This is a genomic window from Shinella zoogloeoides (assembly GCF_030733845.1).
GTDB classification, from domain to species: Bacteria; Pseudomonadota; Alphaproteobacteria; order Rhizobiales; family Rhizobiaceae; genus Shinella; species Shinella zoogloeoides_C.
Window position 1 is genome coordinate 3061585 of sequence record NZ_CP132311.1, and the last position, 13559, is coordinate 3075143.

General features: G+C 65.9%; 13 protein-coding genes. 9 read left to right on the forward strand and 4 right to left on the reverse strand.

Annotated elements, in window-relative coordinates:
• Positions 1–114 precede the first annotated feature (114 nt).
• Positions 115–969: a LysR family transcriptional regulator gene (locus Q9316_RS16055; RefSeq protein ID WP_306032578.1), complete on the forward strand. Its 855-nt coding sequence runs from the start codon at positions 115–117 to the stop codon at positions 967–969.
• On the opposite strand, the gene Q9316_RS16060 is transcribed toward Q9316_RS16055, so the two are convergent.
• Positions 966–2477, reverse strand: coding sequence for a malonate--CoA ligase (locus Q9316_RS16060; protein WP_306032579.1), 1512 nt, complete (start codon positions 2475–2477; stop codon positions 966–968). The genes Q9316_RS16055 and Q9316_RS16060 overlap by 4 nt on opposite strands.
• A gap of 69 nt (positions 2478–2546) precedes the next feature.
• Positions 2547–3329 carry an SDR family oxidoreductase gene (locus Q9316_RS16065; RefSeq protein WP_306032580.1) on the reverse strand — a complete coding sequence of 261 codons (783 nt, stop codon included), beginning with the start codon at positions 3327–3329 and terminating at the stop codon, positions 2547–2549.
• Between the two features lie 136 nt (positions 3330–3465).
• Here Q9316_RS16065 and Q9316_RS16070 point away from each other — a divergent pair, with 136 nt between their 5' ends.
• The 5 genes from Q9316_RS16070 to Q9316_RS16090 are packed head-to-tail and all read left to right on the forward strand — an operon-like array spanning position 3466 to position 5262.
• Positions 3466–3672 (forward strand): hypothetical protein, encoded by a 207-nt coding sequence (locus Q9316_RS16070; protein WP_306032581.1) that lies wholly within the window; start codon positions 3466–3468, stop codon positions 3670–3672.
• 16 nt (positions 3673–3688) lie between these two features.
• Positions 3689–4081, forward strand: a complete 393-nt coding sequence (locus Q9316_RS16075; RefSeq protein ID WP_306032582.1) for a CBS domain-containing protein — start codon at positions 3689–3691, stop codon at positions 4079–4081.
• Positions 4078–4344, forward strand: coding sequence for a DUF982 domain-containing protein (locus tag Q9316_RS16080; RefSeq protein WP_371877924.1), 267 nt, complete (start codon positions 4078–4080; stop codon positions 4342–4344). Before Q9316_RS16075 ends, Q9316_RS16080 begins: the two co-directional genes overlap by 4 nt.
• Before the next feature lie 29 nt (positions 4345–4373).
• Positions 4374–4688: a DUF2934 domain-containing protein gene (locus Q9316_RS25705; RefSeq protein WP_371877925.1), complete on the forward strand. Its 315-nt coding sequence runs from the start codon at positions 4374–4376 to the stop codon at positions 4686–4688.
• Between the two features lie 13 nt (positions 4689–4701).
• On the forward strand, positions 4702–5262 hold the full coding sequence (locus Q9316_RS16090; protein WP_306032583.1) for a type 1 glutamine amidotransferase domain-containing protein: 561 nt from the start codon (positions 4702–4704) through the stop codon (positions 5260–5262).
• A 12-nt stretch (positions 5263–5274) separates the two neighbouring features.
• Here the strand turns inward: Q9316_RS16090 and Q9316_RS16095 are convergent, their stop codons facing one another.
• Positions 5275–6345, reverse strand: a complete 1071-nt coding sequence (locus tag Q9316_RS16095) for a DNA topoisomerase IB (RefSeq protein WP_306032584.1) — start codon at positions 6343–6345, stop codon at positions 5275–5277.
• A gap of 10 nt (positions 6346–6355) precedes the next feature.
• Complete coding sequence (gene glgX / locus Q9316_RS16100) at positions 6356–8440, reverse strand: glycogen debranching protein GlgX (protein WP_306032585.1); 2085 nt, start codon at positions 8438–8440, stop codon at positions 6356–6358.
• A 218-nt stretch (positions 8441–8658) separates the two neighbouring features.
• Here glgX and treZ point away from each other — a divergent pair, with 218 nt between their 5' ends.
• The 3 genes from treZ (at position 8659) to treY (ending at position 13555) form a co-directional block, all read left to right on the forward strand.
• A complete protein-coding gene (gene treZ / locus Q9316_RS16105) occupies positions 8659–10440 on the forward strand; it encodes a malto-oligosyltrehalose trehalohydrolase (RefSeq protein WP_371877926.1) in 1782 nt (593 codons plus the stop codon).
• A 55-nt stretch (positions 10441–10495) separates the two neighbouring features.
• A complete protein-coding gene (locus Q9316_RS16110; protein ID WP_306032587.1) occupies positions 10496–10867 on the forward strand; it encodes a CBS domain-containing protein in 372 nt (123 codons plus the stop codon).
• 66 nt (positions 10868–10933) lie between these two features.
• The gene (gene treY / locus Q9316_RS16115; RefSeq protein ID WP_306032588.1) at positions 10934–13555 is read left to right on the forward strand and encodes a malto-oligosyltrehalose synthase; all 2622 of its coding nucleotides are present in this window, start codon (positions 10934–10936) and stop codon (positions 13553–13555) included.
• Positions 13556–13559: the final 4 nt, after the last annotated feature.

The window sequence follows — 13559 nt, forward strand, 5'->3', positions numbered from 1 at the left end:
TGCTTTCGACGGCGGCAATTCCCCACCGTTCTTGCCCTATCGCTACCACCGCCTTGAATCATGCGCAAATTAGATGTTTAGATAGCCATTATTCCAAATACCAATGGAGATGCCGTGCTCGACCCGCGCCTGCTCCGGGCTTTCGTGGCGATCGCCGATGCCGGCAGTTTCACGGCAGCAGCCGACCGCCTGCATATGACCCAATCGACCATGAGCCAGCAGATCGCCCGTCTCGAAGAGGCGATCGGGCGCGAACTGGTCGACCGCGCCGCGCGGCCCGTGCGCCTGACGGTGACCGGCGAGCGCCTGCTCGGCCACGCCCGCCGCATCCTCTCGCTCCAGAACGAGGCGTTGACCCTCATGGCGGAGACTTCCGGCACGACCTCGGTGCGGATCGGCATGCCTGATGACATCGCGACGCCGGAAATGGCCGTCGCCTTCGCCGCCTTCACCAAGCGCCACAAGGAGGCCCGCCTCGACGTCACGACGGGCCTTCGCGCAGACCTGACGCGCCGCTACCGCTCCGGCGAGCTCGACATCGTGGTGCTGAAGGAGGACAAGCCGAGCCCCGACAGCTGGGCGAGCCATGAGGAGCCGATCGCCTGGTTCACCGCACAGGATGCGGCAGGCACGCTGCCCGACCCGGTGCCGCTCGTCACCTTCCCGCCCGGAGGCCTCTACCGCGACGCCATGTTCGAGCGGCTGGAGCGCGAGCGCCGCCGCTGGTACGTCGCCTTCACCTCCGCGAGCCTGCGCAACGTGCTGATGGCCGTGGAAGCGGGCCTCGGCCTGTCGCTGCTGCCGGTCGATGCCGCCAGGGGATGGCGGATCAAGCCGGTCGCCGATTTCACGGCGGAGCCGCCCGTCGTCGCCTCGCTCTATTCCTGGGAGCGGGGCGGCATCGTCGGGGAACTGGCAAACGAAGTGCTCGACATCCTCAAGCGGCACTTTGCGCGTGATCGGATTTAGGCCTTGTAGAGATCCGCATAGGTCTGGCGCAGCACGTTCTTCTGCACCTTGCCCATGGTGTTGCGCGGCAGGTCGTCGACGAAGAGCACGCGTTTGGGCTGCTTGTAGCGCGCCAGCCGGTCCTTCAGCCCTTCGAGCACGGCCTTCTCGTCGAGCATCGAGCCCTTGGCCTGCACCACGACGGCCGTCACGCCCTCGCCGAAATCGGGATGCGGCACGCCGATGACGGCGCTTTCGACGACGCCGGGCATGCCGTCGATCTCGCTCTCCACTTCCTTCGGATAGATGTTGTAGCCGCCGGAGATGACGAGGTCCTTGCCGCGCCCGACGATGTGAACGTAGCCGCGCTCGTCGATCTTGCCGAGGTCGCCGGTGATGAAGAAGCCGTTCGCGCGGAACTCGGCCGCGGTCTTCTCCGGCATGCGCCAATAGCCCTTGAAGACGTTCGGGCCTTTCACTTCAATCATGCCCGTCTCGCCGTCCGGCAGCGGCCTGCCGGTTTCCGGCTCGGTGACCTGAAGCGAGACGCCGGGCAGCGGGAACCCCACCGTGCCGGCCACCCGGTCGCCGTCATAGGGATTGGAGGTGTTCATGTTGGTCTCGGTCATCCCGTAGCGTTCGAGGATGGCGTGGCCGGTCTTTTGCGAGAAGGCGCGGTGGGTTTCCGCCAGAAGCGGCGCGGAGCCGGAAACGAAGAGCCGCATCCCTGCCGTCGCCGCGCGTGTCAGGCCGGGATGCTGCGCGAGCCGGACATAGAAGGTCGGCACGCCCATCATCACCGTGGCGTTCTCCATCAGCCGCAATGCCTCGTCGGCATCGAATTTCGGCAGGAGATACATCGACGCGCCGGCCAGCAGCGTGACGTTCGAGGCGACGAAGAGGCCGTGGGTGTGGAAGATCGGCAGGGCATGGATCAGCCGGTCGGCGCTGGTGAAGCGCCAGTGATCGCGCAGCGTCAGCGCGTTCGAGAGCAGGTTGTCATGCGTCAGCATCGCGCCCTTGGAACGCCCTGTCGTGCCGGACGTGTAGAGGATCGCCGCCAGATCGTCCGGGCCGCGTTCGGCATCGGCAAAGTCCGCCGCTTCGCCGCCGGCCCGCTGCAGAAGGCTGCCGCCGCCCGTCGCGTCCAGCGTTTCGACCGTGCAGCCGTAAGCCGCCGCGATCCCCGCCACGCCCTCGCGGGCCCGCGGATCAACGACAATCAGCCGCGGCTCGGCGTCGCCGATGAAATAATCGAGTTCCGCCAGCGTGTAGGCCGGGTTGAGCGGCAGGTACACTGCTCCTGCGCGCAGGCACGCGAGATAGAGCATGAGCGCCTCGGGGCTCTTTTCCACTTGCACCGCCACCCGGTCGCCCGGCTGCACGCCGAGGGCCTGGAGCGCGCCCGCCATCTGGCCGGAAAATCGGATCATGTCGCCATAGGTCCAGCGCCGCCCCTCGGCCGTCTCGATGAAGACGGCTTCCGGCGTCGCGGCCGCGCGGATCGCGTCGAAAAGATGATTGGCCATGGGTGATCTCCTCCTGCTTTCGCCCGCACATTGTCACACTGCCGGGCGGCAGCGCCAGAGGCAAACGCTTCAGCGCAGGAGACCCTGCCCGCCATCGATCCACAGCGGGATGCCGGTGATGTGCCGGGCCTTGGAAGAGGCGAGGAACAGGATCGCGTCAGCCACCTCGTCGGCCGTTCCGGGCTTGCCGTGCGACACGGGGATATCGCCCTCCGGCCACACGACAGGAATGCCGGCCTCGCCCGCACCGCGCTGATCGGTGTTCTCGTCGATGCTCGTTTCGATCGCGCCTGGGCAGACGGCATTGACGCGGATGCGCGCCTTGCCGAGTTCCAGCGCCAGTTGCTGCGCCATCGCCACCTGCGCGGCCTTGGTGGCGGAATAGGCCGTCGCACCCGGCGTGGTGAAGGTACGCGTGCCGTTGATCGACGAGACGATGACGATAGCGCCTTCGCCCGCCTGCTTGAGATGGGGAACGGTCAGGTGCAGCGTGAGATAGGTGCCGCGCAGATTGATGGCGATCGTCTCGTCCCATTCGGCGGGCTTGAGGTCATCGATCGGCGCCCAGGCGCCGTTGACGCCCGCATTGGCTACGACGACGTCGAGCCGGCCGAACGCACCGACGAGCTGCTCGACCGCAACCCGCATGGACGCCTCGTCCGCCACGTCCGCCGCGAGCGCCAGCGCCGCGCCGCCAAGCGAGCGGATTTCCCTTGCGACGGTCTCCACCTCGTCCGCGGTGCGGCTCAACACGCCGACGCTGGCGCCATACCGGGCGAGCGCCAGGGCCGTTGCCTTGCCGATCCCGGATCCAGCACCGGTAACGAGGGCGACCTTTCCTGCAAACAGCATGGCAACTCCTTCCAGTGGCCGCGGTCCGGCTTGACAGAAATGCTCCTGCGGGACGTCGGTTCCCCGGATTTTTTCGGAACCAAGCGGAGAGGCTTGCGTTTGCTCAAAAGACGAAGCCAGTTCGCAGGAGCTACCCGTGCGCCAGAAGAAAAAGCCGCTACCCCGCAAACCCGCCGTCTCCCCGGAAGCAGAACTTCGCAACGCCCGCAAACGCCGCAATTCCTGGGAGCCGCAGGTGATCGTGCCGCAGCAGGTCGATCTGCCGCTCGTCCGGTCCGAGCGGGAGGAAGTGGCCGTGCCGGCCGCTCCGAATGGCCGCAGCCTCGTCAACGGGCGGCTTTGAAGGAGGGCGGATCGCGATGCGTGTGAAGGACGTGATGTCCGCCCAGATCGTTACGGTCTCGCCCAATGACACCGCCCAATCGGCCGCCCGGCTGATGCTCGAAACCGAAGTCGGCGCGCTGCCGGTCGAAGTGCCCGGCGTGGGCGCCATCGTCGGCATCCTCACGGACCGCGACATCGTCGTCTCGGTGCTGGCGCGCGGACTTTCCACCTCGACGACCATTGCCGAGTTCATGACCGTGTCGCCTGAAGTCTGTAACGAGAATGACGACACGGCAGCGGTGGCCGCCCGCATGCGCGAATTCGCGGTGCGCCGCCTCGTCGTTGTGAACGACGACCGGCATGTCGTCGGCATCGTCAGCCTCGTCGATATCCACAACGAGAAAGCCGCTGCGGAGGGATTGCGATGACCATCTTTGCGAACGACCGGCTGTGGGACGAAGCCGTGGTGATCGAGGGCGACCGGCAGGTCATTCGCGTGCAGAGCACGCGCGACGCCCTGCTCTGCCTCAAGAACCATTGGCCGATACAAGACGGACCTGCTGGCCAGACGGCGAAAAGCGTCTGCGAGCAGGGGCTGACAAGCGACGACGACCCGGCGTTCGCCCGCCGGGCCTTTATCGAAGCGGCAAAGGAGGCCGGCTTCCGCGTGAATTCATGGACGGCCGCATAGACGGCTGCCAATCTCGAAGGGACATCACCGTGGACGACGAACGCCAGGAATGGATCAGCAAGCGCGCCTATGGCCTGTGGGAGAAAGCAGGTCGCCCGCATGGCAAGGACCGCGAGCACTGGGAACAGGCAGAGCGCGAACGCGCCGAACTCGAAAGGGTGGCTCTTCCCGAACATCTCAAGCGAAAGCGCAATTCGACCGAGGCCGATGACGCCACCAGCGCCGCCGTTGCCTCGACAAAGGGGATGCTGCCCAGGAACCGCGGCAAGGTTCTTCCCGCCGCTCCGCGCGGCCGGCCGAAGGCATCCCAAACCGGCCCCGCCGGCGGGGCCACGACTTCATGAGAAAGGAAAAACCATGCCCTCCATCAAGGAATCCCGCATTCTCATTCTCGCCACCGACGGCTACGAGCGCTCCGAGCTGCGCGTTCCGCTCGAAGAACTGAAGAAGCGCGGCGCGACGGTGAAGATCGCCTCGCTGGAAAAGCGCCCGATCAAGAGCTGGGACAAGAAGGACTGGGGCGACACGGTCGACGTCGACCTGACCGCCGAGGAAACCTCCTCCAAGGATTTCGATGCGCTCGTCCTGCCCGGCGGCCAGATCAATCCCGACCTCCTGCGCAAGGAAGAGGCGGCAATGGGCGTGGTGAAGGACTTCCTCGCCTCGGGCAAGGTGGTGGCGGCGATCTGCCATGCGCCCTGGCTGCTGGTCGAGGCGGATGCCCTGCGCGGCCGCAAGGCGACCTCCTATGCCTCGATCCGCACGGACCTGACGAATGCCGGCGCGGACTGGCGCGACGAGGAGGTGGTGACCGACCAGGGCATCGTCACCTCGCGCTCGCCGGAGGACCTCGATGCTTTCGTAGCGAAGATCGTCGAGGAGATCGAAGAAGGCCGGCACGAACGCCGCGCCGCCTGATCGCCGTTTCTTCTATGCCGCCGGCTGCGTATCCCGCGCGGCCGGCGTTTTCCTGCGTGCACGGCGGCGGGCATTCCGCCGGCTTTCGAGGAAGCGCAGCAGGCGCTCTTCCTCTACCCGCAGGCCGGCGATCGCCAGGGCGGGCCGGCGCAGCGCGAGGCGCAGGGCCTCCGGCGCGTCCGCCAGGGCGATGATATCCGGGTGGATATAGCTCGAACGGGCTATGGCCGGCGTATTGTGCAGGACCTCCGCCGTGACCGTCGCCATGCCTTTAATCGTCGGGCGCCCGCCCTCCTCGATCGCCTGGCGCGCCATGGAAAACGCGGCAAGGCTGCCGGCCCAGGTGCGGAAGGTCTTGGCGGAGACCGCAATGCCGGAGATATCGGCGAGATAGGTGTTGAGGCGGCCGGAATCGATCGGCCGCACCAGGTCCGCCTCGTCCCTCCAGACGAAAAGCTGGCGGCCCGGCAGGTCGGCGCACTCTTCGAGCAGCCTCTGGAGACGCGGATGCCTGAGCGTGCGGCGCACGCGCTTGCCGCCCTTGGCGGCAAAGCGCAGCTCGATGCGCCCGTCACCAAGCGAGACATGGCGTTTCAGGAGGGTCGTCGCGCCATAGGTCTTGTTTTCCACCGCATAGGCCCGGTTGCCGACGCGCAGCTGCGCCTCGTCGAGCAGGACGGTGATGGCCGCGAGCATGGTATCGACCGTGCCGGGCGCACCGTCGAGATCGCGCCGCACCGCGCGCCGGAGCTTCGGCAGCGCCCGGCCGAAGGCGATGAGCTGGTCGAACTTGTCGCCGCTCTTGAGCGCCTGCCAATCGGGATGATAGCGGTACTGCTTGCGCCCGCGCGCATCGTAGCCGGTCGCCTGCAGGTGGCCGTTTTCCTCCAGGCAGATCCAGACATTCTCATAGGCCGGCGGCAGGCCGAGGGCGGCGATGCGCGCCTTGAGCGCCGCATCGCGCACGAGCGAACCATCCGGCAGGCGATAGCAGAAGCTGCGGCCGGCCCGCTGGCGCCGGATTCCGGGCTCGCTGTCGGAGACATAGACGAGACCGGTTGCCTTGAGATCTTCCGGCGCCATGTCCACCCTGCTAGCCCACAGGCTCGAAGACCGCGACGCTGGCCCCATAGACCGGCGCCGGGCTTTCCGCCGGATGCATGGCGAAGGCGTCGTCCTGCGCTCCCGTATCGAGCACGCGCTTCCATGCGGTGATGCCGTTCACCTGCGGCAACGTCACCTCGCAATCGCCGCCGGCATTGCAGACGAGGAATAGCTGGTCCGCGCCCTCGCCGTTCGCCGGCTTGCAAAGGAAGAGGCCGAGCGCCCTGAGATTGCCGTCCTTCCAGGCGGCATCGTCCATGAAGGCGCCGTCCGGCCGATACCAGGCGATCTCGATCGTACCGTCCTCCAACGCATCGCCCGTCAGGAAGCGCTCCTGCCGAAGCGCCGGATGGGCCTTGCGGAAGGCGATGGCGCCCTTGCAGAAATTCAGGAACGGATCGTCGAGACCGTTCCAGTCCGTCCAGCCGATCGCATTGTCCTGGCAATAGGCGTTGTTGTTGCCGTCCTGGCTGTTGCCGAGTTCGTCGCCGCCGAGCAGCATCGGCACGCCCTGGCTGAGCAGCAGCGTCGCGATCATGTTGCGGCGGCGGCGGTCGCGGGCGGAAAGGATGCCTTCATCCTCGGTCGGTCCTTCCGCACCCATATTGTGCGAATGATTGTCCGAGTGGCCGTCGCGATTGTCCTCGCCGTTCGCCTCATTGTGCTTGTCGTCGTAGGAGACGGTGTCCATGAGGGTGAAGCCGTCATGGGCGCTGAGGAGATTGACCGAGGCCGTCGCGCCCCGGTCGGAATGGTTGAACTGCGGTGCCGAACCGGTGAGGCGCGTCGCCAGTGCCGATGCCAGCCCCCCGTCGCCCTTCCAGAAGCGGCGCACGTCGTCGCGGTATTTGTCGTTCCATTCCCGGAACGGATGCGGAAAGCCGCCGACCTGGTAGCCGCCGTCACCGACGTCCCAGGGCTCGGCGATCAGCTTCACGCCTGACAGGATCGGATCCTGCCGGATGGCGTCGAAGAACGTGCCCTCCCGGTCGAACTCGATGTGCCGGGTGCGGCCGAGCGTGCTGGCGAGGTCGAAGCGGAAGCCATCGACATGCATGACGCCGACCCAGTAACGCAGGCTGTCGAGCACCATGCGCAGCACCATCGGATGGGCGATGTTGACGGTGTTGCCGGTGCCCGTCGTGTCGTAGCTATGGCGCAGGTCATCGGGCGAAAGACGGTAATAGCTGAGATTGTCGAGCCCGCGGAAGCTCAGCGTCGGACCCCGCTCCGAGCCTTCGGCCGTATGGTTGTAGACGACATCCATGATCACCTCGATGCCGGCGGCATGGAAGCGCTTGACCATGGTCTTGAATTCGGTGACGGCGCGGCCGGAGAGGAAGCGCGGCTGCGGCGCGAAGAACCCCAGCGTCTGGTAGCCCCAATAGTTGCGCAGGCCCTTTTCCAGGAGATAGCGGTCATCCGGAAAATACTGGATCGGCAGCAGTTCGACAGCGGAAATGCCGAGATCGACGAGATGTTCGACGATCGGGTCGCTCGCCATGCCCATGAAGGTTCCGCGCAGCTCTTCCGGCACACCCGGATGGGTCATCGTCATGCCGCGCACATGCGCCTCGTAGATGATCGTCTCCGTCCAGGGCCGGCGGATGGCGGCGTCGCCCGCCCAGTCGAAATCTGGATCCTGCACCACCCCCTTGACCATGAAGGGCGCGCTGTCGCGCTCGTCGAAGGAAAGATCCTCCGCCGGATCACCGATGCGATAACCGTAGAGCGCGTCGTCCCAGGCGATCTCCCCGAGGATCTGCTTGGCATAGGGATCGAGCAGCAGCTTGTTCGGGTTGAAACGGTGGCCGTTCTTCGGATCGTACGGCCCATGCGCCCGGTAGCCGTAGACCGTGCCGGGCTTCAGGCCGGCAATATAGCCGGACCAGACGTCGCCCTCGCGCTTGGGCAGCGGCAGGCGGGCGGTTTCCTCGGTGCCGTCCTCGCTGAAGAGGCAGAGCTCCATTTGCTCCGCATGGGCGGAAAAGACGGCGAAATGCGTGCCCTCGCCGGTGAATTCGGCGCCAAGCTCCGGCTTCATGAAATCGAGTTCGGAAAACGAATAGCTCATACGATCTGTCCCCTTGATCAAGCAGATGGCCTCCCTGAAATGAACAATGCGCGCGGTCTGAAAAGCCAACACCGAAGCTCATCGCGCCGGCAGGCGAAGCGTTTCGGATCGCTGGTCAGGTCGAGAAGCGGTGGTGCAACGCAAAAAGAGGAGATTTGTTCCGGAACTTTTCCGCGCCCGCCCGGTTCCGCTCCCCGCAACCAGCAGAGAGGACGGGGATGATACAGCCCTCACGAACGCCGAGAACCTGGGGCCCGAGCGTGCTGCAGGATGGACGGGTGCGGTTCCGTCTCTGGGCCCCCGCAGAAGAACAGGTCGCGGTGCTCGTCGCCGGACATGTCATCGAGATGCACCGTGAAGGTGACGGCTGGCACAGCGTCGAGACGGACCTTGCGGGGCCGGGAGACGCCTATTCGTTTCGCCTTGCAGATCGCTCGAACATAAACGACCCCGCCTCCCACGCCCAGACGGACGGCGTCGCAGGCCCCTCCATCATCGTCGATCACGAGCGCTATGACTGGCAAAATCCCGGCTGGAAGGGCCGCCCCTGGCACGAGGCGATCGTCTACGAACTGCACATCGGCACCTTCACCCCGGAAGGCACGTTCCGCGCCGCCATCGACCGACTGGCCCATCTGCGCCACGTCGGCATCACGGCCGTCGAGATCATGCCGGTCGCCCATTTCACCGGTGAGCGCGGCTGGGGCTATGACGGCGTGCTGCACTATGCGCCGCACAACGCGTACGGCACCCCTGACGACCTGAAGGCCTTCGTCGACGCGGCGCACGGCCATGGCATCATGGTGCTGCTCGACGTGGTCTACAACCATTTCGGCCCGATCGGAAACGTCCTGCCCCGCATCGCCCCGCCCTTCTTCCATCCGGAACGCCACACGCCCTGGGGCGCGGCGCTGGCTTTCGAACAGCGCGCCGTGCGGCGATACTTCATCGAAAACGCGCTGCACTGGCTTATCGACTACCGTTTCGACGGCCTGCGCTTCGACGCGACGGAAGAAATCGACGACGAAAGCGACAACCATCTGCTCATCGAACTGGCGCAGGAAATTCGGCGGAACGTACCGGACCGCGAAATCCATCTCGTCGTAGAGGACCAGACGAGCCGCAAGAGCCTGCTGAACCGGGACGGCGGCGTCACGCATCACTATACGGCCGGCTGGAACGACGAATTCCACCACGCCCTGCACGTCATCGCGACGGGCGAGGCCCAGGGCCATTATGCGCGGTTCGTGGAGAATGCGGACGACATCCTGCGGGAATCGGCCGCAAAAGGCTTCGCACTTGCCGATCGCACCAGGGATCGGATCGGCCCGCCACCGCAGGACCCGCTGCCGCCGGAAGTGAACGTCAATTTCCTCCACAACCACGACCAGATCGGCAACCGCGCCTTCGGCGAGCGGCTGCCGGTCCTTGCCGACCCCGCCTTGCTCAACGTCATGACCGCGCTCCTCATCCTCGCGCCGGCCGTGCCGATGCTCTTCATGGGCGAAGAATACGGCGAGCAGCGGCCGTTTTATTTTTTCGCCGATTTCGAAGGGGAACTTGCCCTCGCAACGAAACAGGGCCGCAAGGACGAGGCGGAAAAATTCGGCGGCATTCCCGAAGGAAAGACGATGGAGGATCTTCCCGATCCGGGCGCCGAAGAGACGTTCCAGCGCTCGAAACTCGATTGGCCGCGTGCCGATTCCGCCGGCGGCCGGCAGCAGCTTGGCTTCATCCGCGAGCTGATCCGGCTGCGGCAGGCGCATATCGTGCCGCTGCTTGCCGGCCCCGGCGTGGCCGAGCCGCATATCCTGCCTGCCGAAAGCGGCATTTTCGCCATCGACTGGCGGTTCAAGGAGGCGACGCTCGCCATCCGCGCGAACCTGACCAGCGAAAGCAGGCCCTGGCCGGCCGTCGCCGGCGACACGATCTTCGCGCTCTCCACCGGCGGCGCGGGCGGGCCGTCGATCGTCGTCGCCCTGGAACCGGTGCGGCGATAGCGCCCGGGAACCAACGTCCTGTTCGATTGTTTATGCCTGCAAGAGGGAGGTCCCCATGCATATCGGTGAGATCATGACCCGCAATGTCCACCTCGTCCGGCCGGAGGAGACCTTGCAATATGCCGCCAGCCTGATGGCGGAGTGGGACATCGCCTTCCTGCCGGTCGCCGATGCAAGCGGCCTCGTCGGAACGCTGACCGACAGGGACGTCATCCTGCGCGCGGTCGCGCCCGGCCTCGATGCCGAAACCACCAAGGTCTCCGACATCATGACCACCAACATCACCTATTGCTACGACGACGAGGAGGCCTCCGACGTTCTGGCGAACATGAAGGCGCTGCATCTTCGTCGCCTTGCCGTGCTCGACCGGCAAAGCCGGCTGTCCGGCGTCGTTTCGCGGACGGACTTCGCCCGTCACGGCATGTGAGCCGGCAATGGAACAAATCGGGAGGATGTGCGTTCTGGCCGCCGACACCGCACCCTCCAGGACCCCATGACCATCCCCCGCTCGACCTACCGCCTCCAGTTCCGCAACGGCATGGACTTCGAGAGGGCACGCCAGCTTGTGCCTTATCTCGAACGTCTCGGCATCGACCATCTCTACGCCTCGCCGGTCATGACCGCGGTGGGTGGTTCCACGCACGGCTACGATGTCACCCATGCAAATGAGGTCGATCCCTCGCTCGGCGGCCTTGACGGCCTGCGCCGGCTTGCGGACGAGCTGCATGCACGCGGCATGGGCCTCATCCTCGACATCGTGCCGAACCACATGGCCGCAAGCCTTGAAAACCCCTGGTGGCGCAGTGTGGTGGCTTGGGGGGCGGAAAGCCCGTTTTCCGGCCATTTCGATATCGACTGGTCGCAAAGGCTCACTCTGCCCTTCCTCGGCAAGGATTTCGCCGCGGAACTGGCGGATGGCACGATCCGCCTCGCGCTCCACCCCGAGCACGACGCCCTCGCGTTCCGCTATCATGACAACCTCTATCCCCTCCATCCCGGCACCTATTGGCTGGCGCTCGACGGCCACGGCACGTTCGCCGTGACGGCGAACCCGCAGGACGATCCGCAAGCCCGGGCAGTCCTGTCCGAAGCGCTTGCATCAACGGGCGCCCGCGCGGCGCTGGAAAAGGCCGTCGATATGATTTCGGCGGACCGCGCCCGGCTCGCCGCCATCCATGATGCGCAGCCATGGCAGCTCACCGACTGGAAAACCGCAAGCCGGCATCTCAGCTATCGCCGCTTCTTCGAGATCGCCGGCCTCGCGGGCCTGCGCATCGAGGAACCGCGCGTCTTCGACGACTGCCATCGCCTGATCCTCGAGCTCGTGCGCGACGGCACCGTGGACGGCCTGCGCATCGACCATGTGGACGGGCTTGCCGATCCCGCGGCCTATCTGAAACGCCTACGCGCCGCCGTCGGTCCTGATGTCTACATCGTCGTCGAGAAAATCCTCGAAAAGGAGGAGCCCTTCGCCACGCATTGGCCGGTCGAGGGCACGACGGGCTACGAATTCATCGCGTCCCTCGCCGACGCGCTGGCCGACGAACGAGAGGGCGGCGGGCTGGCAGAGGCCTTCCGGCCGCTCCGGCACGAGGACCATCGCGGAACCTATACGCAGGAAATGCGCGCCAGCAAAAGGCAGATGCTTTCGGACAATTTCGAGGGCGAGGTCCGCCGCCTCGCCCGGCTGGCAAAGGACATGGCCGACCGGACAGATGCCGACCTCTCCCGCAGCGCGCTTGCCGAGGCGCTCTGCGCCATGATCATCGCGCTGCCCGTCTACCGCACCTATACGACGGCGACGGCCGGTGCGGACGGGTGGGACCGCCAGCTCCTCGCCGCAGCCCGGCAACACGCGCAGGAAGACGTACGCCCGGAGGTCCGCGAGGCGATCGACTTCATCTGGGAACTGCTCATCGACGACAGGACCTGCAGCAGCCTGGCCGGCTGCCCCGAATTCCGCATTCGCCTGCAGCAGCTCAGCGGTCCCATCATGGCCAAAGCGCTGGAAGACACGCTTTTCTACCGCGAAAACGCCTTCATCGCCCTGAACGAGGTCGGTGGCGATCCCGGCCGGCCGTCCGGCGGCCCGGCCGCCTTCCATGCGGCCATGCAGGCACGCGCGGAGACCCTGCCCCAAGCCCTCTCGGCAACATCGACGCACGACACGAAGCGCGGCGAGGATGCCCGGGCGCGGCTCTATACGCTCAGCGAGGCGCCGGATGCATGGATCGCGGCGACAGGGCGCTGGTCCTCCCTCAATGCGCGGTTTCTGCGCACTCATGCCGGCCGCACCGTTCCCGAAGCGGACGTGGAATGGCTCGTCTACCAATCGCTGGCCGGCGCCTGGCCGCTTGGCGGACGGAACGATCGCTCCGCCATAGAGGCTCTTGGAGAACGGATGCCGCCCTATGTCGAGAAGGCGTTGCGCGAAGCGAAGATCCGCTCGAACTGGAGCGAACCAGATTTCGACTATGAGCAGAAGGTCATCGGCTTCGTGAAGGACGCGCTGGGGAACGGCACCTTCCTCGACGACTTCACTGAAACGCTTGCGCCCTTCATCGCGGCCGGTCTGATGAATTCGCTGACGCAGACGCTGGTCAAGCTGACGGCCCCCGGCATTCCCGATATCTACCAAGGCAGCGAGCGCTGCGATCTCTCCCTGGTCGATCCCGACAATCGGGCGCCCCTGGATGTGTCGTCCTGCAGCGTTCCGCAAAAACCGCCGGCCTCGCAAGCGAACTTCCCCGACTACAAGCAATGGCTGATCGCAACCGTGCTTGCCGCACGCGGGCGGAAACCCGATCCGTTCGCCGGACCTTACGTTCCGCTGGAATTTTCGGACGGTGGCCGGCAGGCGCTGGCCTTCCTGCGCGGCACGCCTGAAGACTTCGCCCTGACCGTCGTACCGCGCCTCACTTATGGGAAAGTCGACCGGGAAAACCTGTGCCTGACGGAAGAGGCGATGGCCGGAATCGCCCTCGTCGTTCCCGCCGGTTTCGAAGGCCGCACCGTGCGTTCGGTACTCGACGACCGGACGTTTACGCTCGGCGGCACGCTGCCGCTCGCGGATATCTTACGGGTCGCGCCGGTGGCCCTGTTCATCGACACCTAGCCGG

Coding starts and splice junctions, on each gene's coding strand:
- Q9316_RS16060 (WP_306032579.1), bottom strand. CDS start 2,477: ATGGCCAATCATCTTTTCGACGCGATCCGCGCGGCCGCGACGCCGGAA.
- Q9316_RS16065 (WP_306032580.1), bottom strand. CDS start 3,329: ATGCTGTTTGCAGGAAAGGTCGCCCTCGTTACCGGTGCTGGATCCGGG.
- Q9316_RS16095 (WP_306032584.1), bottom strand. CDS start 6,345: ATGGCGCCGGAAGATCTCAAGGCAACCGGTCTCGTCTATGTCTCCGAC.
- Q9316_RS16080 (WP_371877924.1), top strand. CDS start 4,078: ATGACCATCTTTGCGAACGACCGGCTGTGGGACGAAGCCGTGGTGATC.
- Q9316_RS16090 (WP_306032583.1), top strand. CDS start 4,702: ATGCCCTCCATCAAGGAATCCCGCATTCTCATTCTCGCCACCGACGGC.
- Q9316_RS16110 (WP_306032587.1), top strand. CDS start 10,496: ATGCATATCGGTGAGATCATGACCCGCAATGTCCACCTCGTCCGGCCG.
- Q9316_RS16075 (WP_306032582.1), top strand. CDS start 3,689: ATGCGTGTGAAGGACGTGATGTCCGCCCAGATCGTTACGGTCTCGCCC.
- treY (WP_306032588.1), top strand. CDS start 10,934: ATGACCATCCCCCGCTCGACCTACCGCCTCCAGTTCCGCAACGGCATG.
- treZ (WP_371877926.1), top strand. CDS start 8,659: ATGATACAGCCCTCACGAACGCCGAGAACCTGGGGCCCGAGCGTGCTG.
- glgX (WP_306032585.1), bottom strand. CDS start 8,440: ATGAGCTATTCGTTTTCCGAACTCGATTTCATGAAGCCGGAGCTTGGC.